Annotated in this window: 23 protein-coding genes; 13 read left to right on the forward strand and 10 right to left on the reverse strand. The window is 65.9% G+C overall.

What is annotated here, in order from left to right:
- The 4 genes from WAW17_RS31570 to WAW17_RS31585 form a co-directional block, all read left to right on the forward strand.
- On the forward strand, positions 1–611 hold a 611-nt coding region (locus tag WAW17_RS31570), incomplete at its 5' end, for an HRDC domain-containing protein (protein ID WP_422336768.1).
- A gap of 288 nt (positions 612–899) precedes the next feature.
- Entirely contained in the window at positions 900–2,108 is a 1,209-nt protein-coding gene (locus tag WAW17_RS31575) for a thiolase family protein (RefSeq protein ID WP_422336769.1), read from the forward strand.
- The gene (locus WAW17_RS31580; protein ID WP_422336770.1) at positions 2,109–4,214 is read left to right on the forward strand and encodes a 3-hydroxyacyl-CoA dehydrogenase NAD-binding domain-containing protein; all 2,106 of its coding nucleotides are present in this window, start codon (positions 2,109–2,111) and stop codon (positions 4,212–4,214) included.
- Positions 4,215–4,477: 263 nt separating this feature from the next.
- Positions 4,478–5,914, forward strand: coding sequence for a sugar porter family MFS transporter (locus WAW17_RS31585; protein WP_422336771.1), 1,437 nt, complete (start codon positions 4,478–4,480; stop codon positions 5,912–5,914).
- A 37-nt stretch (positions 5,915–5,951) separates the two neighbouring features.
- On the opposite strand, the gene dxs is transcribed toward WAW17_RS31585, so the two are convergent.
- Positions 5,952–7,889 (reverse strand): 1-deoxy-D-xylulose-5-phosphate synthase, encoded by a 1,938-nt coding sequence (dxs, locus tag WAW17_RS31590; RefSeq protein WP_422336772.1) that lies wholly within the window; start codon positions 7,887–7,889, stop codon positions 5,952–5,954.
- 389 nt (positions 7,890–8,278) lie between these two features.
- Here dxs and WAW17_RS31595 point away from each other — a divergent pair, with 389 nt between their 5' ends.
- Positions 8,279–9,241: an ATP-binding cassette domain-containing protein gene (locus WAW17_RS31595; RefSeq protein WP_422336773.1), complete on the forward strand. Its 963-nt coding sequence runs from the start codon at positions 8,279–8,281 to the stop codon at positions 9,239–9,241.
- The gene (locus WAW17_RS31600) at positions 9,238–10,077 is read left to right on the forward strand and encodes an ABC transporter permease (RefSeq protein ID WP_422336774.1); all 840 of its coding nucleotides are present in this window, start codon (positions 9,238–9,240) and stop codon (positions 10,075–10,077) included. Before WAW17_RS31595 ends, WAW17_RS31600 begins: the two co-directional genes overlap by 4 nt.
- Positions 10,078–10,107: 30 nt before the next feature.
- Here the strand turns inward: WAW17_RS31600 and WAW17_RS31605 are convergent, their stop codons facing one another.
- From WAW17_RS31605 to WAW17_RS31615, 3 genes are read right to left on the reverse strand one after another with little or no spacing between them, the layout of a single operon-like run.
- A complete protein-coding gene (locus WAW17_RS31605) occupies positions 10,108–10,626 on the reverse strand; it encodes a MarR family winged helix-turn-helix transcriptional regulator (RefSeq protein WP_422336775.1) in 519 nt (172 codons plus the stop codon).
- A gap of 39 nt (positions 10,627–10,665) precedes the next feature.
- Entirely contained in the window at positions 10,666–11,961 is a 1,296-nt protein-coding gene (locus WAW17_RS31610) for a class I SAM-dependent RNA methyltransferase (RefSeq protein WP_422336776.1), read from the reverse strand.
- Entirely contained in the window at positions 11,958–13,970 is a 2,013-nt protein-coding gene (locus WAW17_RS31615) for an APC family permease (RefSeq protein ID WP_422336777.1), read from the reverse strand. Before WAW17_RS31615 ends, WAW17_RS31610 begins: the two co-directional genes overlap by 4 nt.
- 177 nt (positions 13,971–14,147) lie before the next feature.
- Between WAW17_RS31615 and WAW17_RS31620 the strand changes: the two genes are divergently transcribed.
- Both WAW17_RS31620 and WAW17_RS31625 read left to right on the forward strand, forming a co-directional pair.
- Positions 14,148–14,813, forward strand: a complete 666-nt coding sequence (locus WAW17_RS31620) for a potassium channel family protein (protein WP_422336778.1) — start codon at positions 14,148–14,150, stop codon at positions 14,811–14,813.
- Positions 14,814–14,843: 30 nt separating this feature from the next.
- On the forward strand, positions 14,844–15,503 hold the full coding sequence (locus WAW17_RS31625; RefSeq protein WP_422336779.1) for a potassium channel family protein: 660 nt from the start codon (positions 14,844–14,846) through the stop codon (positions 15,501–15,503).
- Between the two features lie 4 nt (positions 15,504–15,507).
- Here WAW17_RS31625 and WAW17_RS31630 read toward each other — a convergent pair whose 3' ends face one another.
- Entirely contained in the window at positions 15,508–16,194 is a 687-nt protein-coding gene (locus WAW17_RS31630; protein ID WP_422336780.1) for a DUF3159 domain-containing protein, read from the reverse strand.
- Positions 16,195–16,221: 27 nt separating this feature from the next.
- Complete coding sequence (locus tag WAW17_RS31635; RefSeq protein ID WP_422336811.1) at positions 16,222–16,599, reverse strand: OB-fold nucleic acid binding domain-containing protein; 378 nt, start codon at positions 16,597–16,599, stop codon at positions 16,222–16,224.
- Between the two features lie 137 nt (positions 16,600–16,736).
- Between WAW17_RS31635 and WAW17_RS31640 the strand changes: the two genes are divergently transcribed.
- A complete protein-coding gene (locus tag WAW17_RS31640) occupies positions 16,737–17,450 on the forward strand; it encodes an alpha/beta fold hydrolase (RefSeq protein ID WP_422336781.1) in 714 nt (237 codons plus the stop codon).
- A 56-nt stretch (positions 17,451–17,506) separates the two neighbouring features.
- Here WAW17_RS31640 and WAW17_RS31645 read toward each other — a convergent pair whose 3' ends face one another.
- Together WAW17_RS31645 and dut are read right to left on the reverse strand one after the other, a co-directional pair.
- On the reverse strand, positions 17,507–18,355 hold the full coding sequence (locus tag WAW17_RS31645; RefSeq protein WP_422336782.1) for a DUF3710 domain-containing protein: 849 nt from the start codon (positions 18,353–18,355) through the stop codon (positions 17,507–17,509).
- A 2-nt stretch (positions 18,356–18,357) separates the two neighbouring features.
- The gene (dut, locus tag WAW17_RS31650) at positions 18,358–18,870 is read right to left on the reverse strand and encodes a dUTP diphosphatase (RefSeq protein ID WP_422336783.1); all 513 of its coding nucleotides are present in this window, start codon (positions 18,868–18,870) and stop codon (positions 18,358–18,360) included.
- A gap of 35 nt (positions 18,871–18,905) precedes the next feature.
- Here dut and WAW17_RS31655 point away from each other — a divergent pair, with 35 nt between their 5' ends.
- A complete protein-coding gene (locus WAW17_RS31655; protein ID WP_422336784.1) occupies positions 18,906–19,418 on the forward strand; it encodes a DUF3093 domain-containing protein in 513 nt (170 codons plus the stop codon).
- A 55-nt stretch (positions 19,419–19,473) separates the two neighbouring features.
- On the opposite strand, the gene WAW17_RS31660 is transcribed toward WAW17_RS31655, so the two are convergent.
- Positions 19,474–19,776 (reverse strand): DUF4193 domain-containing protein, encoded by a 303-nt coding sequence (locus WAW17_RS31660; RefSeq protein ID WP_422336785.1) that lies wholly within the window; start codon positions 19,774–19,776, stop codon positions 19,474–19,476.
- Between the two features lie 479 nt (positions 19,777–20,255).
- Here WAW17_RS31660 and cei point away from each other — a divergent pair, with 479 nt between their 5' ends.
- Complete coding sequence (gene cei, locus WAW17_RS31665) at positions 20,256–20,939, forward strand: envelope integrity protein Cei (RefSeq protein WP_422336786.1); 684 nt, start codon at positions 20,256–20,258, stop codon at positions 20,937–20,939.
- An 8-nt stretch (positions 20,940–20,947) separates the two neighbouring features.
- On the opposite strand, the gene WAW17_RS31670 is transcribed toward cei, so the two are convergent.
- On the reverse strand, positions 20,948–21,916 hold the full coding sequence (locus tag WAW17_RS31670) for an inositol monophosphatase family protein (RefSeq protein ID WP_422336812.1): 969 nt from the start codon (positions 21,914–21,916) through the stop codon (positions 20,948–20,950).
- 105 nt (positions 21,917–22,021) lie between these two features.
- Between WAW17_RS31670 and ppgK the strand changes: the two genes are divergently transcribed.
- Together ppgK and WAW17_RS31680 are read left to right on the forward strand one after the other, a co-directional pair.
- Positions 22,022–22,774 carry a polyphosphate--glucose phosphotransferase gene (gene ppgK / locus WAW17_RS31675; protein WP_422336787.1) on the forward strand — a complete coding sequence of 251 codons (753 nt, stop codon included), beginning with the start codon at positions 22,022–22,024 and terminating at the stop codon, positions 22,772–22,774.
- A gap of 121 nt (positions 22,775–22,895) precedes the next feature.
- Positions 22,896–24,260 carry an RNA polymerase sigma factor gene (locus WAW17_RS31680; protein WP_422336788.1) on the forward strand — a complete coding sequence of 455 codons (1,365 nt, stop codon included), beginning with the start codon at positions 22,896–22,898 and terminating at the stop codon, positions 24,258–24,260.
- Positions 24,261–24,268 lie beyond the last annotated feature (8 nt).

Below are 24,268 nucleotides of genomic sequence, written 5' to 3' on the forward strand. Positions count from 1 at the left end.
GTCCTCCCAAGCCGAAGCCCGACCGGTGGCGTCGCACGTCCCACATCACGGCCCTCAAGACCCAGCGGCAGCTCGCGGCCGCTCGCTCGCTCTGGCAGGCGAGGGAAGACCTCGCACGTCAGCGTGACGTCTCCCCCAGCCGGGTCCTGCCCGACTCGGCGATCATCGATGCCTCGGTGAAGGATCCTCGCAGCATCGAGGCGTTGCGCGCGCTACCCGTCTTCGGTGGTCCTCGTCAGAGGCGGCATTCACGTATCTGGTTGCAGGCACTCGAGGTGGCCAGGGCGCTTCCGGACAGCGAACTGCCCAGCAAGACTCCGGCGATCACGGGACCGCCACCGGCGAGCCGGTGGGCCAGACACGATCCCGAGGCCGCCGAGCGGCTCACGGCGGCGCGTGCCGGCCTGGCAGCACTCAGTGAAGAGGTGTCGGTTCCGGTGGAGAACCTGGTGACACCGGAACTGGTCCGGCGGCTCTGCTGGGACTGGTCATCGCCGGACGACGCCGATACGGAAGCCGCGATCGACGCCGTGCTCACGGCCGGCGGGGCCCGTCCGTGGCAACGCCGCCTCACCGTGCCCGTCCTGCGAAAGTCGCTGCACCCGGAGTAAGGACACCGACCCCTTCCGGACAACGGCGGGGAACTCCCATTTCGATCCCGTTCCGGTGGGCATCCCGGCGTGCGAGGACGCCTATCGGTGGTACCTGGAATTCCTCACCGGGGGTGCAGGAATCCTCCGTCGACGCCTCTTTGCGCTGGTCAAACAACTGTTTTCACAACGTTGACGGTCATCCTGGACCACTAAGTTACCCGCCGGTAATGCAAGGAGTAGGCTGCTGCCGAGGCCGGACGCCTGGCCGTGATCCGGCACCACACTGCTCCATCAGGAGGAATTCGCGTGGCTCCATCCACCACAACTCAACGCAGCGTCGTCTTCGTCGACGGTATCCGCACCCCGTTCGGGAAAGCCGGTCCGAAGGGCATGTACGCGGATACTCGCGCCGACGATCTCGTCGTCAAAGCGATCCGTGAACTGCTCCGTCGCAACCCGCAGCTCGATCCTGCCCGGGTCGACGAGGTGGCCATCGCCGCCACCACGCAGACCGGCGATCAAGGGCTCACCATCGGCCGCACGTCGGCCATCCTCGCCGGATTACCCGAGACCGTTCCGGGCTTCGCGATCGACCGCATGTGCGCCGGTGCGATGACGGCCGTCACCACCACCGCATCCGGCATCGGCTTCGGCCAGTACGACGTCGTCATCGCCGGTGGCGTCGAGCACATGGGCCGTCATCCGATGGGCGAGGGCGCAGACCCGAACCCGCGATTCCTCGCCGACAAGTTGGTCGACCCCAGTGCACTCGTCATGGGCAACACCGCCGAAAACCTGCACGACCGCTTCCCCACCATTACCAAGGCCCGCACCGATGCCTATGCCGTCGCGAGCCAGAACAAGTACGAGGCGGCGAAGAAGGCGGGCTTCATCGCGGACACCCTCGTACCCGTCGCCACCCGCAGCGCTGCCGGCTGGGGCCTGGCCACCGAGGACGAGCCGCCCCGTCCCGGCACCACGCTCGAGGATCTCGCGAAGCTGAAAACGCCGTTCCGTCCCGCGGGCCGGATCACCGCGGGCAATGCGGCCGGTCTCAACGACGGCGCCACTGCCGCAATTCTTGCCGGTGAGGACACTGCCCGGGAGTTGGGCCTGCCGGTCGGCATGCGCATGGTCGGTTTCGCGTTCCAGGGTGTCGATCCCGCCGTGATGGGCATCGGCCCGGTTCCGGCCACCGAAAAGGTGCTGGCCCGTACCGGTCTGAAGATCGAGGACATCGGCCTGTTCGAGATCAACGAGGCCTTCGCCGTGCAGGTTCTCGCGTTCCTCGAGCACTACGGCATCGCCGACGACGACCCGCGCGTCAACCAGTGGGGCGGAGCCATCGCATGCGGGCACCCCCTCGCGTCCTCCGGTGTCCGCCTGATGACCCAACTCTCCCGCCAGTTCGCCCAGCGTCCCGACGTCCGTTACGGCCTGACCACGATGTGCATCGGTCTGGGCATGGGCGGAACGGTGATCTGGGAGAACCCCAACTTCGATGGAGCCAAGTAGATGACCGACATATCAACGGCATTTGCCGACGAGGTCGTAACGAACGCTTTCACCAAGATCGTCGCGGTCCCGGGCATCGAGGGCCCGGTCGCGCTGATCACCCTCGACAACGGGTTCGACCACACCAAGCCGAACTCGTTCGGCCCCGCCGGGCTCCTGTCGTTCGACAGGGCACTCGACGAGGCTTTCGCCGCCAATCCCGTGGCGATCGCGGTCACCGGCAAGCCGTTCATCTTCGCGGCCGGCGCCGACCTCAAGGGCGTGCCCGCGGTCACCAGCCGCGAGCAGGGACTCGAGCTGGGATCCCTCGGCCACAACGTGTTCCGGCGACTCCGCGAGTCCTCGGTCCCGACGTTTGCGTTCGTCAATGGCCTGGCGCTGGGCGGCGGCCTCGAGGTGGGGCTCCACTGCCACTACCGCACCGTCGCGGACAACGTTCCCGCCCTTGGACTTCCGGAAACCATGCTCGGCCTGGTGCCCGGCTGGGGTGGCACTCAATTGCTGCCCAACCTGATCGGCCCGGACGGTGCCGTCACGCTCATCCTCGAGAACCCGCTCAACAACGGCCGGACCATCAAGGCCGCACCGGCGCTGAAACTGGGCTACGCCGACGTGGTGTTCGGATCGGCCGACTTCCTCGAACAGTCCCTCGCCTGGGCCGCGAAGGTCGTTGCGGGAGAGATCGTTCCCGAACGCCCGGAGATCGATCGGGGCACCGGATGGGACGCGGCAGTGGCCCGCGCGAAAGCCATCGTCGACGGTAAGACCCGTGGTTTCGCCCCGGCTCCCGCCCGGGCCATCGAGCTCCTCGAACTGGCCCGCACCACCGATATCACCGACAGCGAGTCGCTGACCCGGGGCTTCGACGCCGAGAACGAGGCGCTCGCCGATCTGCTCATGTCGGACGAACTGCGCGCCGGTCTGTACGCGTTCGATCTGGTCAACAAGCGTGCCAAGCGTCCGGCCGGTGCACCCGACAGGTCACTCGCCCGCAAGGTCACCGGCGTCGGCATCGTCGGCGCGGGCCTGATGGCCAGTCAGCTCGCGTTGCTGTTCGTTCGTCAACTGCAGGTGCCGGTGATTCTCACCGACATCGATCAGGAGCGTATCGACAAGGGTGTCGGCTACGTCCACACCGAGATCGACAAGCTGCAGGGCAGGGGCCGGTTGTCCCCGGACGCGGCGAACCGCCTGAAGGCTCTCGTGTCCGGCTCGCTGGACAAGGCCGCGTTCGGCAAGACCGACTTCGTCATCGAGGCCGTCTTCGAAAACATGGATGTCAAGAAGAAGGTGTTCGCCGAACTCGAGCAGCACATCTCGCCCGAGACGATTCTCGCGACCAACACGTCGTCGCTGTCGATCACGGAGATGGCCTCCGAGTTGAAGAACCCCGAACGGGTAGTGGGCTTCCATTTCTTCAACCCGGTCGCCGTGCTGCCTCTGCTCGAGGTGATCCGCGGCGAGAATACCGACGATGCCACTCTCGCCACGGCATTCGCGACGGCGAAGTCGCTGAAGAAGTCTGCTGTGCTGTGCGGTGACCGTCCCGGCTTCGTGTTCAACCGTCTCGTCACCCGCACCCTCGGTGAGGTCATGACGGCGGTCGACGAAGGCACCCCGTTCGAGGTGGCGGACAACGCCGTCGGCGCACTCGGTATGCCGATGTCCCCGTTCACCCTGCTTGCACTCGTCGGTCCCGCTGTCGCACTGCACACCGGGGAGACCCTGCAGGCTGCGTATCCCGACCGATTCGTCTCCTCCCCCGGCCTCGAGGCGCTCGTCGCGGCCCGCAAACCGGGTGTGTGGTCCTATGAGGGCGGCAAGCAGGTCGTCGACCCCGAGGTCGCCGCGCTCTGGCCGCAGGGCGACAAGCCGTCCACGGCCGAAGAGGTGCTCGAACGCACTCGCCGCGCGTTCGCCGAGGAGATCCGGATCATGCTCGAGGAGGGCGTCGTCGCCGCTCCCGAGGACATCGATCTCTGCCTGATCCTCGGTGGCGGCTTCGGTTTCTGGAACGGCGGCATCACGCCGTACCTGGACCGCACCGGCACGTCCGAGGCCGTCAACGGCAGCCGGTTCCTCGCACCGGGAGTCGCGAGCGCCTGATCGGCTCTCGGATTCCGTCGAATCCCGGATAATACGCACCCCTTCCCCGCACACGCACCCCGAGTCGAACATCATTCGCATTCGGGGTGCGTGTGCGTGTTGGGCGCACGGACGTGACACGGACGTGACACGGGCGTGCCGATCCCGGACTGCCCCCTACCGGGTTCGGCTGGGTTGGTGACTGTGTGGCTCGCGCCGCGGCGAACAAGCCGAGGCCTGAACTCGAGCCTCCCCGGCGATTGCTCGCGTAGCGTATTGGCGGCATGGACTTTCCGCAGCACGACGCCGAAAGCAGGTACGCGATGACGCAGCCGTCCGACACTCACAGGGCGAAGGTCATCGGCGTCACCGTTGCCGCCGCGGTGGGCGGTTTCCTTTTCGGTTTCGACAGCTCCGTCATCAACGGCGCCGTCGACTCCATTCAGGGCCACTTCGAGCTGGGCGACTTCTTCACCGGCTTCGCCGTCGCGATCGCACTCCTCGGATGTGCTTTCGGAGCATGGTTCGCGGGCCGGCTCGCGGACCGGTGGGGTCGCAAGAAGGTGATGATGCTCGGCTCGGCTCTGTTCGTTATTTCCTCGGTCGGTTCCGGTCTCGCGTTCAGCGTTCCGGACCTGATGCTGTGGCGAGTGCTCGGCGGTCTCGGTATCGGAATCGCATCCGTCATTGCGCCCACGTACATCTCCGAGATCGCGCCCGCCCGGTACCGGGGCGGGTTGGCGTCTCTGCAGCAGCTCGCGATCACGCTCGGCATCTTCGCAGCGTTGCTGTCGGACGCCGTGCTGCAGAACGCGGCCGGTGGCGCGTCGAACGAATTGTGGCTGAGTCTCGAGGCTTGGCGCTGGATGTTCCTTGTCGGCGTGATCCCGGCGCTGGTGTACGGACTCCTGGCCCTGCTCATCCCCGAATCTCCGCGCTACCTGGTGGGCAAGCACCTCGACCAGGAAGCGGCCGACATTCTGGCCAACATCACCGGCGAACTCGACCCCCACGAACGCGTCGCCGAGATCCGGCTCACCCTGCGTAGCGAATCGACGGCCTCGTTCGACGACATCCGCGGACCGCGATTCGGGCTGCAGCCCCTGGTGTGGATCGGCATCATCATGGCCGTCTTTCAGCAGCTCGTGGGCATCAACGCAATCTTCTACTACTCCACCACTCTCTGGAAGTCGGTTGGCTTCTCCGAGAACCAGTCGTTCACCACGTCGGTGATCACCTCGATCATCAACGTGCTCATGACCTTCGTCGCCATTCTCTTCGTGGACCGCATCGGCCGGCGAATCCTGCTGATGGTCGGCTCGCTGGGGATGTTCATCAGCCTTATGCTGGCCGCGGTCGCGTTCTCGCAAGCCACCGGCAGCGGCGACGACGTCGCACTGCCGACTCCGTGGGGTGCGGTGGCGCTGATCGGCGCCAACCTTTTCGTGATCTTCTTCGCTGCCACGTGGGGCCCGATCATGTGGGTCATGCTCGGCGAGATGTTCCCCAACCGCATGCGCGCGGTGGCGCTCGGCATCAGTACCGCCGCCAACTGGATCGCCAACTTCACGGTCACGCTGGCGTTCCCACCGCTCACGCGCTCGGTAGGACTGTGGTTCCTCTACGGACTGTTTGCGTTCTTCGCCCTGCTGTCGTTCTTCTTCGTCAAGTCCAAGATCCCCGAGACCAAGGGCATGGAACTAGAGGACATGAAGATCTGACGGTAGTCGGGTGCCCGCAGGGCAAACCCGAAATCGGTCAGCGGGTTCCGGTGCGCTTGCCGACGTCGCTCGGCGAGTCTTCCGCGGTGAGCGGCCGCGACGTCAAACCGGCAACCCATCCGGTGATCTGGCGGGCAATATCCTGCGAGGTCAGTCCGATCTCCGCGAGGATCTCGCTCCGTGACGCGTGATCGAGGAACCGCTGCGGGACACCGAGGTCACGGCACGGCACGTCCACACCGGCGGACCGCAGAGCGGCGGATACCGTCGAACCGATCCCGCCGTGAAGGCCGCTGTCCTCGATCGTCACCACCATGCCATACGTCTCGGCGAGCTTCACCAGCGATTCCGGTACGGGCAGCACCCACCGCGGGTCGACCACCGTCGCGGAAATACCTTGCTTCTCCAGGCGTTCGGCCGCACCCAGGGCAAGTCCGGCGCAGGCACCCACGGCCACGAGCAGCACGTCATGGGTACCGGACGGCGCCCGCAGGACGTCGACCACGCCGTCGAGTCGCTGCACGGCAACCACGTCCTCACCCACGGACCCCTTGGGGAAACGCAGCGCGGTCGGGCCGTCGTCGATCGCCAGCGCCTCCGCCAGTTCTTCCCGCAGCGTCGCCGAGTCGCGCGGCGCGGCAACCTTGATGCCGGGAACGATGCCGAGTAGCGACATGTCCCACATGCCGTTGTGACTGGCACCGTCGTTGCCGGTGACCCCGGCACGATCGAGGACCAACGTGACCGGAAGATGGAGCAGCGCAACGTCCATCAGTAACTGATCGAACGCGCGGTTGAGGAACGTCGAGTAGACGGCGACGACGGGATGCAGTCCACCCAGCGCAAGACCGGCTGCGGAGGTGACAGCGTGTTGTTCCGCGATCCCGACGTCGAACAGGCGGTCCGGGAACATCTCCCCGAACGCTGCCAGTCCGGTGGGTCCCGCCATGGCGGCGGTGATGGCAACGATGTCCTGGCGCCGACTCGCCTGTTCGATCAATTCGGCGGAGAACACCGAGGTCCAGTCGGCCGCGGCAGCGCTCGTCGCCTTGCCGGTCACCGGGTCGATCACGCCGGTGGAGTGCATCTGATCTGCGACATGATTCTCGGCCGGTGCGTAGCCCATGCCCTTACGGGTGACGGCGTGGACGATCACCGGTCCACCGAAAGCCTTCGCTCGGCGCAATGCGGATTCCAGCATCGCCTCGTCGTGCCCGTCGACCGGGCCGAGGTACTTGATCCCGAGGTCGGTGAACATCACCTGCGGGCTCACCGCGTCCTTGAGGCCGGCCTTCATGCCGTGCAGAACCGAGTACGCGGCCTTTCCGATCCACGGGAGCTTCTTGACGATCCGCCGGCCGCTGTCGAGGACGCGCTCGTACCCGGGCTGCAGCCGCAACGAAGCGAGGTGATCGGCGAGGCCGCCGATGGTGGGCGCGTACGACCGCCCGTTGTCGTTGACGACGATGACGACCGAACGGTCCTTCCCCGCCGCGATGTTGTTGAGAGCTTCCCAGCACATACCGCCCGTGAGCGCGCCGTCTCCCACAACGGCGACGACGTGCCGGTCCTGACCGGTCAGTTCGAAGGCCTTGGCCAGCCCGTCCGCGTACGACAGCGACGCCGAGGCGTGTGACGACTCGACCCAATCGTGTTCGCTCTCCGCCCGACACGGGTAACCCGAGAGCCCACCCTGTTTCCGGAGATTCTCGAAGCCGTCCCTGCGGCCGGTGAGGATCTTGTGGACGTAGGCCTGGTGGCCGGTGTCGAAAATTATCGGATCCGCTGGTGAATCGAAGACCCGATGCAAGGCCAGCGTGAGCTCGACGACGCCCAGGTTGGGTCCGAGATGCCCGCCGGTTGCCGACACTTTCTGCACGAGGAACTCGCGGATCTCGGCGGCGAGTTGCTTCATCTCCGCCGAGTTCAGCTGACGAAGATCGTCAGGCGTCTGGATACGGGCAAGAACACCCAACGAGATCGCTCCCTCCGTGTTGCACGCTGCTTACGTGCTGCTGCCGCGTGGCTCGTCTCACGCCACAGTGGAACCCAGTCTACGGAGCCGCGCGCGTGCACGACACACCGTGTGGGCGGTGTCGTGGCGAATGCCGCCTTCCGCCTCGCGCGCCACCGCACGAGTGGTGACAGGCTTCACATATTTCCTGCCCGGAGCGAGCGGCGCTACCCGACTGGCTCGCCATGGGTGCATACGAACAATTGGACATCATGCCCCGCTCGTTCCTGCGTCGAGGTAACGACATGTGAAATCGCGGCGTTCGGAATGACGTTGCCCGAATGGGCAATATCGGACAGGCTTGGGGCGCCGATCCGACCGACGACACTCCCCATCGAAAGCAGGATGCTATGCCGACGCCGCCACAGCCGGCCATCGAGACGAGGGGCCTCGTCAAGAGGTTCGGGTCGACGCATGCCGTCGACGGCCTCGATCTCACCGTTCCGCTCGGCGGGGTCTACGGGGTCCTCGGACCCAATGGTGCGGGTAAGACCACCGCAATCCGGATGCTGGCGACTCTTCTGCCCATCGACGGCGGTTCGGCCACCGTTCTCGGGCACGACGTCGCGACGGAAGCCGAGGCGGTCCGCGAGAAGGTGTCGCTGACCGGTCAGTTCGCCTCCCTCGACGAGGACCTGACGGGAGCGGAGAATCTCCTGCTTCTCGGCCGGCTCTTCGGATACTCCCGCGCCGCGGCCCGGTCCCGGTCCGAGCAACTGCTCCACGCGTTCGGATTGGTGGAGGCGGGCAACCGTCAGGTCAAGAAGTATTCGGGCGGAATGCGGCGCAGACTCGACATCGCGGCGGGCATAATCGTCACCCCGGAGATGATCTTCCTCGACGAGCCGACCACAGGTCTTGACCCTCGCAGCCGGAACCAGGTGTGGGAAATCATCCGCGCGCTCGTGTCGGGTGGCACCACGGTTCTGCTGACCACTCAATACCTCGACGAAGCCGACCAGCTCGCCGACCGTGTCGCAGTCATCGATCACGGCAGAGTGATCGCGGAGGGCACGACGGGAGAACTCAAGGCCTCAGTCGGGTCCGGCGCGGTGCACGTCCGCGTGACCGACCCCACCACCCGGTCCGCGGCCGCCACCGTGCTCCGCGCAGTTCTCGGCGTCCCGGTGATCGAGGAGAGCGACCCGGCTGCGATCAGTGCCCGAATCGATGATTCGAGTCGCGTGTCGCGTGCACTGCCTGCACTCGACGACGCAGGAATCGCGGTCAGCACGTTCGCACTGGGACAACCGACCCTCGACGAAGTCTTTCTGTCCCTGACCGGCCGACCTGCCGAGGAGCGTGCGTCATGACATCCACCACCGAGCAGGAAGCCGGCAGTGCTTCCGCTGTCGCCGACGTCCTGAAGATGCCGCAGCCTCGCCCCCCGCGGCCGACGGCGTTGTCGACTTCCCTGTCGTTCGGCTGGCGGGCGCTCCTCAAGATCAAGCACCTGCCGGAACAGCTGTTCGACGTCACCATGTTCCCCATCATGTTCACGCTGATGTTCACTTACCTGTTCGGTGGTGCACTGGCAGGATCCACGAGCGCGTATATCCAGTTCCTCCTGCCCGGCATCCTCGTCCAGACCGTCGTCATGATCACGATGTACACGGGGCTGACCCTCAACAAGGACATCGAAAAGGGTGTATTCGACCGGTTTCGTTCGCTCCCGATCTGGCGTCCCTCGCCACTGGTGGGGGCACTTCTCGGTGACGTGGTGCGCTACACGATTGCGTCGATCATCGTTCTGGTGCTCGGACTGATCCTCGGGTTCCGCCCGGACGGAGGACCGGTGGGAGTGGTGGCCTCCATTGTTCTGCTCCTGGTGTTTTCGTTCAGCCTGTCCTGGATCTGGACGATGCTCGCAATGCTGCTGCGCACGGAGCAAGCGGTGATGGGGGTGTCGATGTTCATCCTGTTTCCCCTGACATTCGCCAGCAACATCTTCGTCGATCCCGCCACGATGCCGGGCTGGTTGCAGTCGTTCGTCGGCGTCAACCCGGTGAGCACTCTGGTGACGGCCATTCGCGGGTTGAACGCCGGAGCGGTGGACGCGACCGACCTGATGGTCGTCTTCGGCTGGTGCGCGGGCTTCGTCCTCATCTTCGGACCGCTCACGATGCACCTGTACAACCGCAAGTCGTGACGACCGGATCCGTATGCGTTCTTCGACCGATCACCCGCGTAATTCGGCCTCCATCGAGATCGACGGCGCCGAGATCGACGGCGCCGAAATGCCGTGCACTCGATGACCCTTCTGGAGATATGCGGTGAAGGTCTCGTTCAGGTGGGTGAGAGACGCCACCGCCGACGATGCTTCTTCCTGACTCCAGCCCTCGAGCATGCCGCGGAGTCGTTCGGACCGGCGCTCGGTGGTCTCGCGCAGGATCTCGGTTCCGTACGGCGACACCTGGATCCGGAACGCCCGTTTGTCGTCGGGATCGGCTGTGCGAGTGACGTATCCCCCGTCCACCAGTTCCGAGATCTGGCGACTGAGCGAGGACTGGCTGACACAGAGTTCCGCGGCCAGCACGTTCTGCCGGCATTCGCCCCGCGCGGCGAGCACGAAGAGCACGCTCGTCAACGCGGGCGGGAGCGGGCTCTCGGCGCCGGTGGCGACGAGCGCCCGCAGCGATCGCCCGATTGCGAACACCGAGTCGATCAGTGATTGCGCCGTATCTGCCTGTACCGACATTCTCTTCCCATCCCGAAGCCCGAATTGTCCGGGCTCATCCTACGGCCGGGTGGGTGCGGCACCGTGCACTCGTGTCAACAAGGCGATGCACTCCACGTGATGAGTGAGGGGAAACGCATCGAATGCGCGGAGTTCGGCCAGGTGATATCCCTGCTCGACGTAAAGGCCGATGTCGCGGCCGAACGACGCGGGATCGCACCCGACGTGCACGATCCGTGCGGCGCCGGCGGACGCCACCATGCCGATCACGTCGCGACCGGCTCCCGCCCGGGGCGGGTCGAGTACCACCACCTGCGGCGGAGAGGCCAGACCCGGAACCGCCCGCTCCACCCGTTCCGGATGGAAGTGCACCTGCGGCAGATCAGCCAGCGCCTGCCGGCCGTCCGCGACCGCCTGCCGCGAAGACTCCACCGACTCCACCCGGCCGGAGCTACCCACCGCGCCCGCGAGTGACGCGGCGAAGACTCCCACTCCCCCGTAGAGGTCCCACGCGATGTCCCCCGCGGAGGCTTCGGCCCACTCGGCGATCACGGACGAGTAGGTTTCGGCGGCCCCCCGGTGCGCCTGCCAGAAACCCGTCGCGGCCAGTGTCCACCGGCGACCGGCCACCTGCTCGCTCGGACGGCCGGATCCGATCACCACTCGTTCGGCCCGCGGGGCGCCGACTGCTGCCCGCCGCGCCATCGCGCCGCGACGACCCGGATTGGTACGCCCGGTCTTCGAGATCTTCGGTGCCGCGATCTCCACGACATGCCGTTCACCCGCCCCGTCCAGAACGATCTGCACCTCACCGCCGGGTGCCCAGGAGCGATCGCTCAGACCGTCGTAGGCACGGAGATCGATCTGGGGACAGGCGAGTTCGGTCACGATGCCCGAACTGCGGTGCCGGTGGTAACCGGCGCGTCCATCGGCGTCGACAGCCAGCCGCACCCGCGTCCGCCAGCCCGTTCCGTCACCCGTGCCCGGTAACTCCTCGACATCGACCTCACGCTCGATCTGCGCGAGACGCACCAGTTGTTCGGAGACCACCTGCGACTTCATTTCGCGTTGCAGGTGCAGGCTCGCGTGGGAGAAGTCGCAGCATCCGGCACCGCCCGGCCCCGACACCGGACACACCGGCGCCACTCGTTCCGGCGACGCGTCGAGGATTTCGATCGCGTCGGCACGGCAGAAGGAGCCCCCACGATCCTCGGTGACACGGGCGATGACCCGCTCCCCTGGCAGTCCGTGCCGTACGAACACCACTCGGCCCTCGTACCGGGCCACGACGAATCCGCCGTGCCCGGGATTCCCCAGTCGTAGCTCGAGGTGACGACCCGACCAGTTCTCACTCAACGTTTGTCACCCCTTCGTTTGTCGTCCGCCTCGTATCCGCGACGGCTGGCACCGGCGGTGTACGCGATGTCGAGCGGCTTCGCCTTCGCCGAGGAGCTCAACTGCCAGGGCACGCTGGTCACCATCACGCCCGGCTGGAACAGCAGGCGGCTCTTGAGTCGTAGCGCACTCTGGTTGTGGAGGATCTGCTCCCACCAGTGGCCCACCACGTACTCGGGAATGAACACGGTCACGATGTCGCGGGGCGAATCTCGACGGACCCGACGCACATAGTCGAGGACGGGCTTGGTGATTTCGCGGTACGGGGACTCGATGACCTTGAGGGGTACCGTGACGTCGCTCTTCTCCCATTCCCGTACCAGTGCGCGAGTGTCGGGTTCATCGACGTTGACTGTGATCGCCTCGAGTGTGTCCGGCCGGGTGGCCCGCGCATAGGCGAGCGCGCGCAGCGTCGGCATGTGGAGCTTGGACACCAGGACGATCGAATGTGTACGGCTCGGCAGCACCCCGTCCCATTCCGCTTCCTCGAGTTCGGCAGCGACGCTGTCATAGTGCTTCCGGATCATCTTCATGAGTACGAAGATCGCGACCATCGCGACGATGGCGATCCACGCCCCGGCAGCGAATTTCGTGGCCAGGACGATGATCAGCACCGCACCGGTCATTCCTAGCCCGATGGAGTTGATGATTCTCGATCGTTGCATCCGCCGGCGCTGGGACGGGTCGTTCTCCGTCGCCAGGTGCCGGGTCCAGTGCCGGATCATGCCGGTCTGACTGAGCACGAACGACACGAACACGCCGACGATGTACAGCTGGATCAGTTTGGTCACCTCGGCGCCGAACACCACGACGAACGCGATCGCCGCGCCGGAGAGGAAGAGGATGCCGTTGCTGAATGCCAAACGGTCGCCACGGGTGTGAAGCTGGCGCGGCAGGTAGCGGTCCTGCGCGAGGATCGATGCCAGCACCGGAAAGCCGTTGAAGGCCGTGTTCGCCGCCAGCACCAGAATGAGCGCCGTGACGATGGCGATGAAGTAGAACCCGATCGGGAATCCGCCGAACACCGTCTCCGCGATCTGTGCGATCAGGGTCTTCTGGTGATAGCCCTCCGGCGCACCGATCAGCTGCTCCGAAGGCGTGTGCGCATACACGATCCCGATTTTCTGAGCCAGGATGATGATGCCCATCAGCAGCACGATGGCGATCACTCCGAGCATGAGCAGAGTGGTGGCCGCATTGCGCGACTTCGGTTTCCGGAACGCCGGCACCCCGTTGCTGATGGCCTCCACACCGGTCAGCGCCGCACAACCGGAGGAGAAGGCCCGCGCGATGAGAAACGCGAACGCGATGCCGTACAGGTGGGAGTCTTCCGCTGCGAGTTCGAAGCCGGAGGATTCGGCCCGCAGATCCTCACCCAGGACGTAAATCCGTAACAGTCCCCAGGCGAGCATCAGCACCATGCCGAAGATGAACGCGTATGTCGGAATCGCGAACGCGATACCCGACTCGCGGATACCCCGCAGGTTGATCGCGGTCAGCAAGGCGATGGCAGCCACGGCGAACAGCACCTTGTGCTGGGCGACGAACGGCACCGCCGAACCGATGTTGGATGCCGCCGACGAAATCGATACCGCCACGGTCAGCACGTAGTCGACCATCAGCGCGCTACCGACGGTGAGACCTGCCGTGGGACCGAGGTTGACCGTCGCCACCTCGTAGTCGCCGCCGCCCGACGGGTAGGCCTGCACATTCTGCCGATAGCTGGCCACCACGACCGCCATCACCGCGGCAACGGCGAGACCGATCCACGGTGTGTAGGCGTAGGCGGAGATACCCGCAACCGACAACACCAAGAAGATTTCTTCCGGCGCGTACGCCACGGACGACATGGCGTCCGAAGCGAACACCGGCAGTGCGATCCTCTTGGGGAGCAGGGTGTGCCCGAGCTTGTCGCTCCGGAAGGGCCTGCCGAGCAGTAGCCGCTTGGTGGCGGTCGAGAGCTTTGACACCGGCAAAGCGTAAGCCGTCCGGAGAAAACCTGAACCCCCGACCACCAATGTGTCCGGATTGCGATCACTGTCGCAGTTGCTCTTACTGCCGGGCAATGTACGGTTCGACTCGGTCCGCGTGTTCGAGACACCGCGTATGACAGGCATGGCGCCCGAGTCCACGAACGGAGTGCACAGGTGTATGTGGTCATCATGGGATGCGGCCGGGTCGGCTCGTCCCTCGCCGGCGCGCTGACCCGGATCGGACATGAGGTCGCGGTCATCGACCGTGACCCCGCCGCCTTCCTGCGACTCGATTCGGACTTTCCCGGGCGCACCGTCGTCGGGATGGGCTTCGATCGGGACGTCCTGATCAAGGCAGGTATCGAGAGAGCGGAAGCACTCGCCGCGGTGTCATCCGGTGACAACTCCAACATCATCGCTGCGCGTGTCGCCCGAGAGACCTTCGGCGTCGAGCGTGTCGTCGCCCGGATCTACGACGCGAAGCGCGCCGCCGTGTACGAGCGACTCGGTATCCCCACCGTTGCCACCGTGCCCTGGTCGACGGATCGCTTTCTGCACACCCTCACCCGGGACACCCAGACGGCCAAGTGGCGTGATCCGTCAGGAACCGTTGCGGTCGCGGAGTTGTCGCTGCACGAGGAGTGGGTCGGACGACCGGTCGCCGAACTCGAGGCGGCCACGAATTCGCGTGTCGCCTTCATCATCCGATTCGGCTCCGGGGTCCTGCCCGACCGGAAGACCATTCTCCAGGCCGACGATCAGGTGTACATCGCGGCCGTGTCCGGAACCGTTGCCGAGGCGATCGCACTCGCCGAGAATCCGCCGCCGTCGGACCTGTGATCGGAACCGAGAGATGAACGGAAACAACCGATGAGAGTCGCAATTGCCGGGGCCGGCGCCGTAGGACGCTCCATCGCACGCGAACTGATTCGCAGCGAACACGAGGTCATGTTGATCGAGCGGAAACTCGAGCACGTCGAACAGGAATCGGTACCCGACGCGACGTGGGTGCACGCCGACGCGTGCGAGATCAGCAGTCTCGAGAGTGCTGCGCTCGAAACGTACGAGGTGGTGATCTCCGCCACAGGGGACGACAAGGCGAATCTCGTGCTGAGCCTGCTCGCCAAGACCGAGTTCGGCGTCCGCCGCGTCGTCGCCCGCGTCAACGACCCCCGCAACGAATGGCTGTTCGACGAGTCGTGGGGTGTCGACGTCGCGGTCTCGACGCCCCGGATGCTGGCATCGCTGGTCGAGGAAGCGGTGTCCGTGGGAGACCTGGTTCGCCTGATGACCCTGCGGCAAGGTCAGGCCAACCTCGTCGAAGTCACTCTGCCCGACAACACTCCCCTGGCCGGAAAGGCCGTCCGCAAACTGCAGTTGCCCCGGGACGCCGCCCTGGTCACCATCCTCAGGGGGGGCCGCGTGATCGTCCCGCAACAGGACGACCCGCTCGAGGGCGGCGACGAACTGCTGTTCGTGGCGTCGGTCGAAGTCGAAGACGAACTCCGGGCCGCTGTCGGACTTACCTAGGCAATCACTTCTCGTCGGGGCGCGCGGTGTCCTCGGGTGCATTCTCCGTCACCGCGATGGTCATCTCGAGGTCGTCCACCGACGGTCCGGGCTCCACGATCCGATCCGCTTTGCGCACCGCCCAGATCGTGACGAGAAGTGCCAATCCGGCGAGCGGCCATCCCATGGCGATGCGGGAAACCGCGAGCCATCCGGTCTCATCCGAATCGTAGAGTTGCGACTGCACGAGGTACCGGGCACCGAACACCACGGCCCACGCCATGGTCGCGATGTCGTACGAGCGAACCGCGGCGCGGTGCCGCTTCCAGAGATTTCCGTGACCGTTCAGGAATCCCCAGATGACGCCGACCAGCGGCCAGCGAACGACGATCGAAAGCAGAAACACCGCACCGTACGCCAGGCTGGTGTAGATCCCGAAGAGGAAGTATCCCTTGGCGTCGCCGGTGCGGTAGGCGATGAACGCGGAGATCCCGACACCGAAGAACCCCGACACCGCCGGCTGGATGGGGCTCCGCCGTATCAACCGCCACACGAGGATCGCCACGGCGACTCCGAGAGCCGCCCAGATGGCCGGGCCGAGGCCCCACACCCCGTTGACCGGAACGAAGACGAGGATGGGCAGAGACGAATAGATCAGCCCGCTCAAGCCACCGAGCTGTTCGAGAATGGATTGCTGCTTCGTTTCGGTCACTCTGACGAGAGTGCCACAGAGACGGTTCTAGGAATCGCCCCGCAGCTCGTAGTAGGGGTTGAAGATGACCTTCTGGCCGTCACGGTCGCCTATTCGTCCCCGTACGAGCAGGGTCTTTCCGGGCTCGATTCCGGGGATCCGCCGGCGGCCGATCCAGACCAGTTTCACCTGTTCCGTGCCGTCGAAGAACTCCGCCTCGATGCTGGCGTTCCCGGATTTCGGACAAGCCTCGACACTGCGCAGCCGGCCCAACATGGTGACTTCTTCACCGCGGCTGCAGTCGCAGGCACGTTGTGCGCCGGACGCCTGTGACGTCTCGGCCATCTCCTCGGCGTCGAGCTGTTCGAGATCCTCGGTCAGCTTGCGGGTGAACCGACGAAAATATCCTGCCGTGGCGGGTGCCATTGCGCGCTCCTGGAGCATGTGTGGCACGAGATCTTCGCGCCACTTGTAGGACTGTGTATCGGCCACTGTAGACCCATTGTTTCGCCCCAACCACACCACGGGAAAGGTCCCCGCGCCATACCGGGCAAGATCGACTCATGCCCACCCACAGCAGGCCCACGACGGCCGTGATTCTCCCGGGAACCGGGTCCGACGCCGACTTCGTCACCCGCGCCTTCCGCGATCCGCTGGCCCGGCGTGGTGTGCAGATCCTGGCAGTCCAACCCGACCCCACGCAGGTCGTCGGCAGCTACGTCGACGCCCTCGAGGCCGCCGCGGCCCGGCATGGGCGCATCCTGATCGGGGGTGTCTCCATCGGTGCCGCGGTCGCGCTCCAGTGGGCAGGCGCCCACCCCGGCTCCGTCGTCGGTGTGCTCGCCGCGCTCCCCGCCTGGACCGGCTCCGCGGAGCAGGCGCCGGCGGCAGCCAGCGCCCGCTTCACCGCCGCCCGGTTACGTGCCGACGGGATCGATCAGGTCACGGCCGAGATGGTCGCCTCGAGTCCCGGGTGGCTGGGCCGGGAACTGGCGAAGTCATGGCGATCGCAATGGCCGCACCTGCCGGGGGCCCTCGAGGAGGCCGCAGCGTACCGGGCGCCCGGCGAGGACGACCTCGCACGCATCGAGGTGCCGGTGGGGATCGCCGCAGCCACGGACGACGCCGTTCATCCCATCGAGGTGGCCCGGACCTGGGCGCGGCTGCTCCCCCATGCCGGTCTGGTCACGACGACTCTCGACGAAATCGGCGCAGACCCCGCGACGCTGGGTTCCGCCGCTCTGCACGCCCTGGACTCGGTATCGGACGCCGGCTGACCGGCGCGCTCGGTGTCGGGACTTCGGCGTCGACTGGTCTCGGCGTCGACTGGGTCTCAGCGACCCAGCTGCTGCATCGCGGATCCCGATTCGCCCCGCCGCTGCGGTGGTGGTTCAGGTGCAGGTGCAGGCGCTTCGGCGGGAGGCGCCGTCTGCGGCTCCGACTGAGGGGCCTGGGGCACAGCTCCCTGCGATGCCCCACCCTGCTGCGCGGCCAGCTGCTGCTGATGCGCGGCGGCGAGCTGCTGCGCAAGGACGGCCGGCAGCACGACGGGCAGCGGTGTCCGCACCGGATGCGGGTCGTTGCCACGTTTGACGACGGTGTCGCGCAATATCGTCCTCGCGGTCGCGACGAGTTCGGAATCCGCGGTATTACCCCCACTGGGGCCTGCGACGACACAGCGAACCATCCAGCGGTAGCCGTCCACACCGACGAAACGCAGATCGGCGGTCTGGGTGACGGCGAAGACCTCACGGCCCCACGGACCGTTCTCGATGCTCACGGTCGCGTTGTCCTTGCGCAGCGATTCGGCGAGATCGCCTGCGACTTCACGCCATTGACCCGGCGACTTCGGTGCGGCGTACGCGGCGACGGTGATGCGACCGTGCTGCGTAACGAGGTGGACCGCCTGCGGCGAACCGTCGGGCGCCATCTCCACCTGCAGTTGCGCGCCCTGCGGCATCGGGACGAGAACCGAACCCAGGTCGAGCCGGGGACCCGCTGCTCCCACCGTCGGATCGGCGTCCGATTCGAGGTCGTCGATGTCGTACGGGCCGCCGTCTACTTCACCCACCGCGTCATATTCGTCCTCGAACCCGCTCTCTTCCCCGGCGTCGCCTTCGAGGGCGTCGTCGAACGAGCTGGGAGACTCCGCGACTTCCTTCTTCTTGCCACGTCCGAACATGATCAAGCTCCTTCTCTGCCATTGCCGACTCTGCCATTGCCGACGAGGCTGGCGTGACCGCCGCTCGATCCGTAGCCGCCGTTGCCGCGAGAGGTGTCGTCCAACGAATCCACCTCGACGAAGGAGACCAACTCCACTCGCTGGACGAGCAGCTGCGCGATCCGATCTCCGCGTCGGATCTCGATCGGGGTGTCGAGATCATGGTTGATCAGGCACACCTTGATCTCACCCCGATAACCGGCGTCGATGGTTCCTGGGGTGTTGACCACAGAAAGACCCGACTTCGCTGCCAGCCCGGACCGGGGGTGGATGAGACCCACCGTCCCGATCGGCAATGCGATGGCGATGCCCGTGCCCACGAGGACACGATGTCCCGGATCGATGGTCACGTCGACGGTACTGAACAGGTCGACGCCGGCATCACCGTGGTGTGCACGGACCGGTAGCGGAAGATCGGGGTCCAGTCGCTGAAGGGCAACGGGCGGAAGGCCGGAAGGTAGGTCGCTCACGTGCACCGAGCCTACTCGTAGACAGCGACTATTCTGGATGGGTGTCAGAATCGTCGAGGCCCGAGACAGTGCCCACCGAATACACCACCCCTCTCTACTCCGAGCGCCTGTGGGTGCCGATCTGGTGGTGGGCAGCGGGGTTCTTCGTAGCGGGTCTGCTCGCCGCCGAGATCCACATGGGCGCGCCGGGACTGCGCGCCTGGCTGCCGTACCTCGTTCTGCTTCCGCTTCCGGCCTGGGCGATGATCTGGCTCAGCCGCTCGCGTGTCTCGGTGCTCGACGATCCGGACGGCATTCATCTGCACGTGGGACAGGCCCGGCTCCCGGTCGACGTGATCTCCCGGGTCGCCGAGGTTCCCGGCTCTGCCAAGAGCGCGGCAATGGGACGACAGCTCGACCCGGCCGCGTTCGTGCACCATCGGGTGTGGATCAGGCCGATGGTCCTCGTAGTCCTGAACGACCCGGAAGACCCGACGCCCTACTGGCTGGTCAGCACGCGACGGCCGGCCGAGTTACGGGCCGTCATCGACCGCACCCGGCCGCAGACCGACTGATCGGATGGCGGCATGCCGCCATCCGCTCGTCACCCCGGTTCCCGTTCGGCGCCCGTCAGGCAGCGCAATCCATGCACACGAGTGCGCCGCCGGCGTCGCTGGCGAGCCGGCTGCGGTGGTGTACGAGGAAACAGCTGGAACAGGTGAACTCGTCGGCCTGCTTGGGCACAACCCGAACCGAAAGCTCCTCACCGGACAGATCTGCCCCGGGCAACTCGAACGATTCGGCGGTGTCGGTCTCGTCGATGTCGACGACTGCCGACTGAGCCTCGTTGCGTCGCGCCTTCAACTCCTCCAGCGAATCCTCCGAAACCTCATCGGACTCTGTTCGCCGCGGTGCATCGTAGTCAGTTGCCATGTCGTCTACCCCTCATCTTCTTCCGTGTATCCCGGCCCGTGCGGGATGTCGAACCGATTTGTTGGTCGACCATCCATCCGGAAACCGCCTCGGCGCAGATCACACCCCTCGGCAGCGTTCGATCGCCTGCCGGGAAGATGCCCGAATCCAGGTCCGGGAAACACGATCCGCGCGTCGAATCTCTTCCTCTTCCGACCCTCGTCGTGCACTCTGTGAACGACTCGGGCCGCCAGACAGTAGCCGAAGGAAGAGCAAAAGTTGTAACCGATTCAGCGGATCGCGCAAATTGTCTGCTAATCGTCACCAACATCACAGTAAGTTGTGACATTCCATGGCGAGGACTGGTGCAGATCTCTGTGGCGGTAGGGATCTAAGGTAATTCTTCGAACCTGCGCCACAACGCGTGGCCGGGCCCCGTATCGGTGCGCGGTACCGCGGTACGTACTATGCGCAGTTCGTAGGAGAGGTCGAGGCACAACGTGGTTTCACTCATCACCGAAGGAAGCTCAACCGACGACCACGGTCGTCCGTTTCGACGACGGCGGGCCATGCCCGTCCTCGTGGTGTTCGCGGTGCTGGCGTTGCTCGGCGCGATCATCTGGATCGGTGTCCTCACCGAGGGGGAGGATGTCGCCACCACGGTGACGTGTAATGCCCCGCCCCGTGCACAGTCAACCGATCCCGCCGCCCCACAGCAGACGCTGGGAGAGCGAGTGAACGCCGCCACCCTCCTGGACGTAGAACCTGCCGCCCTGTCCGCAACCAAGGTCCGGGTATTCAACGCAAATGGCGAACACGGCCAGGCCGCTCAGGTCGCAGCGCAGCTCAGCGACTACGGATTCGCAAGTGCCCCGGACGTCCAGGCCGGCAACGACCCGATCTACATCGACCAGAACATGCAGTGCCAGGGCCAGCTCCGGTTCGGACCGAACGGCCGCGCAGCCGCCAGTGCGCTGTGGCTGGTGGCACCCTGCGCCGAACTCATCGAGGACACACGCCCCGACGACACCGTCGATCTCGCGCTCGGCACGTACTTCCGCAAGATCTCGCCCAACGCCGATGCCGAAGAAGTTCTGCGCTCCCTGAAGGACCCGCCCCCCGGAACGCAACCAGAGCCCCTCGACATCGATCTGCTGAAGGCGGCTCGGACCGCACGGTGCTGATGCCGCGATCACTCCTCCGGAATCGGTTCGTGCGCGCCCAACTCCTCGAACAGGGCGTCGAGCGCGGCCGCGATGCCCGGCGCCGCGGCCACCACCACTTCGCCGTCGGCACTCGACGACCGGGGCCCGGGTAGCCGCACTCGCGCGCCCGCCTCGGTCGCGATCAGTGAGCCCGCGGCCCAGTCCCACGGACTCAGTCCGTGCTCGAAGTGGGCGTCCACCCGCCCGGCTGCCACCATGCAGAGATCCAGCGCCGCGGAACCGATCCGCCGGATGTCCCGCACCCTGGGAAGGATCTCACCGATCAGGGCACCCTGGGCCCGTCGCCGCGCGGCCCCGTACCCGAAACCGGTTGCCACCAAGGCCATCGACACGTCCGCGACCGGGTTGCAACGGAGCCGGTCGACACGCCCCGCGGCGTCGGTCATCGTAGCGCCGTAGCCCCGAGCCGCCGCGTACGTCAGTTGCGCTGCCACGTCCACCACCACGCCGGCCACGGACACGCCGTCGATCTGGGCGGCCACCGAGACTGCGTACGCGGGCACGCCGTAGAGGAAGTTCACCGTACCGTCGATCGGGTCGACGACCCAGCGCACGCCCGCGACCGAGTTCGCTTCTCCCCCACCCTCTTCACCCAGAATTGCGTCGTCCGGACGCAACCGAGCGAGACGGGCGCGAATGACCTGCTCGCTTTCGGTGTCCACGACCGTGACGGGATCCGTGGGAGTGCTCTTCGCCGCGACCGAATCACCGGATCCTGCGAGCTCTCCGACAATCCCGAAGACGTCGGGTCTGCGGGCGCGGACGTGCGCGGCCGCTTCCTCTGCGACCGTCACGGCGACCGCGAGAAGTTCTCTCGGATCGATGACGTCACGGCCCTGCGGGGTATCTCGACTCTCGGGTGCATACACACCCACATCCGAACACACGTCCACTGCCTCACACCACCGCTGGAGGCGGGTGCGCGTGGCTTCCATCACCCACCGAACCCGCCACGACCCACTAGTGTGACGGACAACGAGACGCCTGGCACGGGCGCCGTCATCGACCATGCGAGACGCCGACGCGGAGGAGTACTTGCCATGACCAGGACCGGATTCGGCGTCGACGTCGGAGGCAGCGGCATCAAAGGTGGTGTGGTCGATCTCGGGACCGGCAAGCTGATCGGTGACCGCATCAAGATGGCCACTCCGAGTCCCTCGACACCGCAGTCCGTCGCCGAGACCGTCGCGGAGATCGTCCGCCAGGCCTCGTGGGAGGGTCCGGTCGGGGTGACTCTGCCGAGTGTCGTCACCGGAGGCATCGCGAGAACCGCGGCGAACATCGACAAGCAGTGGATAGACACAGACGCGAGGAAGCTGTTCACCGACGCCCTCGGGGGACGGTCCGTGACCGTCCTCAACGACGCCGACGCCGCCGGAATCGCGGAGGACGCACTCGGGGCCGGCAAGGAGGCGAAAGGCGTCATCATCCTGCTCACCTTCGGCACCGGCATCGGCTCCGCAGTCCTGCACAACGGTGACCTTCTTCCCAACACCGAGTTCGGTCACATGGAAGTGGACGGCAAGGAAGCCGAGCACCGCGCAGCGTCCTCAGTCAAGGAGAACAACGATCTGTCGTACAAGGAGTGGGCCGCCGAGGTGTCCCGCGTCCTCATCCGATTCGAGAATCTGCTCTGGCCCGATCTCTTCATCGCGGGCGGCGGAATAAGCCGCAAACATGAGAAGTGGATCCCGCATCTGACCAACAGGACTCCTGTCGTACCCGCGGCGCTGCGCAACGCCGCCGGAATCGTCGGCGCTGCTCTCGCGGTCGAAACGGGCATCGCTCCCTAACAGATTCGGATAGGTCGTTACAATGGAGGAGCCCGGCTGCGCGCCGGCGAAACCAGTAGACCTCTCCGCCGGATTACCACTCTGGCGTGACGCCGCACGACACCGTCACGAAAGGGCGTACGTGGCAGCCACCGATACACGTCAGACTGCTGATTCGACTTCGGAGTCAGGACCGGAAGCCCCGGTCGCAGAGGCAGCGAACGGCACTGCGCCCGCCGCCGCACCTGCGAAGAAGGCCACCGCGAAGAAAGCTCCAGCGAAGAAGGCCGCGGCCAAGAAGGCACCCGCCAAGAAGGTTGCCGCGAAGAAGGCGGGTGGCAAGAAGGCGGGTGCCGGCAAGGACTCCGAGGACGGGGTCGAAGACGATTCCGCCGGCATCGAGGACATCGACATCACCGAGGGTGATCTTGCCGAGGTCGAGTCGGACGTCGTGGAGGTCGTCGCGGTCGGGGAGGACGACGAGACCGAGGAACCGTCCGACAAGGACAAGGCTTCCGGCGACTTCGTGTGGGACGAGGAAGAGTCCGAGGCTCTTCGCCAGGCCCGGAAGGACGCGGAACTGACCGCGTCGGCAGACTCGGTACGCGCGTACCTCAAGCAGATCGGCAAGGTCGCCCTCCTCAACGCCGAGGAGGAAGTGGAGCTCGCCAAGCGCATCGAGGCGGGCCTGTACGCCACTCAGATCATGCAGGAACTCGCCGACTCCGGAGAGAAGCTGCCCGCGGCTCAGCGTCGCGACATGAGCTGGATCTGCCGCGACGGCAACCGCGCCAAGAACCACCTGCTCGAGGCGAACCTCCGTCTCGTCGTTTCGCTGGCCAAGCGCTACACGGGCCGTGGCATGGCATTCCTCGACCTGATCCAGGAAGGCAACCTGGGCCTCATCCGTGCAGTCGAGAAGTTCGACTACACCAAGGGCTACAAGTTCTCGACCTACGCCACCTGGTGGATCCGTCAGGCCATCACCCGCGCCATGGCCGACCAGGCCCGCACCATCCGCATCCCGGTGCACATGGTCGAGGTGATCAACAAGCTCGGCCGTATCCAGCGTGAACTCCTCCAGGACCTGGGCCGTGAGCCCACTCCGGAGGAGCTCGCCAAGGAAATGGATATCACGCCCGAGAAGGTGCTGGAGATCCAGCAGTACGCGCGTGAACCCATCTCACTCGACCAGACCATCGGCGACGAAGGCGACAGTCAGCTCGGCGACTTCATCGAGGACTCCGAAGCTGTGGTGGCCGTCGACGCCGTCTCCTTCACCTTGCTACAGGATCAACTGCAGTCGGTTCTCGATACTCTCTCCGAGCGCGAGGCGGGCGTGGTCCGGCTTCGCTTCGGACTCACCGACGGCCAGCCCCGCACCCTCGACGAGATCGGCCAGGTCTACGGGGTCACCCGTGAGCGCATCCGGCAGATCGAGTCGAAGACCATGTCCAAGCTGCGCCATCCCTCGCGGTCGCAGGTCCTGCGCGACTACCTCGACTGATACACCTC

It is taken from the genome of Rhodococcus sp. (in: high G+C Gram-positive bacteria), assembly GCF_049286785.1.
Lineage (GTDB): Bacteria > Actinomycetota > Actinomycetes > Mycobacteriales > Mycobacteriaceae > Rhodococcus_F.

Excerpts from the sequence above, each read along its gene's own strand:
- WAW17_RS31640 (WP_422336781.1), top strand. The coding sequence starts at position 16,737 with ATGCCCACCCACAGCAGGCCCACGACGGCCGTGATTCTCCCGGGAACC.
- WAW17_RS31595 (WP_422336773.1), top strand. The coding sequence starts at position 8,279 with ATGCCGACGCCGCCACAGCCGGCCATCGAGACGAGGGGCCTCGTCAAG.
- WAW17_RS31645 (WP_422336782.1), bottom strand. The coding sequence starts at position 18,355 with ATGTTCGGACGTGGCAAGAAGAAGGAAGTCGCGGAGTCTCCCAGCTCG.
- WAW17_RS31605 (WP_422336775.1), bottom strand. The coding sequence starts at position 10,626 with ATGTCGGTACAGGCAGATACGGCGCAATCACTGATCGACTCGGTGTTC.
- ppgK (WP_422336787.1), top strand. The coding sequence starts at position 22,022 with ATGACCAGGACCGGATTCGGCGTCGACGTCGGAGGCAGCGGCATCAAA.
- WAW17_RS31660 (WP_422336785.1), bottom strand. The coding sequence starts at position 19,776 with ATGGCAACTGACTACGATGCACCGCGGCGAACAGAGTCCGATGAGGTT.
- WAW17_RS31580 (WP_422336770.1), top strand. The coding sequence starts at position 2,109 with ATGACCGACATATCAACGGCATTTGCCGACGAGGTCGTAACGAACGCT.
- WAW17_RS31585 (WP_422336771.1), top strand. The coding sequence starts at position 4,478 with ATGGACTTTCCGCAGCACGACGCCGAAAGCAGGTACGCGATGACGCAG.
- WAW17_RS31635 (WP_422336811.1), bottom strand. The coding sequence starts at position 16,599 with ATGGCACCCGCCACGGCAGGATATTTTCGTCGGTTCACCCGCAAGCTG.
- WAW17_RS31600 (WP_422336774.1), top strand. The coding sequence starts at position 9,238 with ATGACATCCACCACCGAGCAGGAAGCCGGCAGTGCTTCCGCTGTCGCC.
- WAW17_RS31625 (WP_422336779.1), top strand. The coding sequence starts at position 14,844 with ATGAGAGTCGCAATTGCCGGGGCCGGCGCCGTAGGACGCTCCATCGCA.
- WAW17_RS31670 (WP_422336812.1), bottom strand. The coding sequence starts at position 21,916 with ATGGAAGCCACGCGCACCCGCCTCCAGCGGTGGTGTGAGGCAGTGGAC.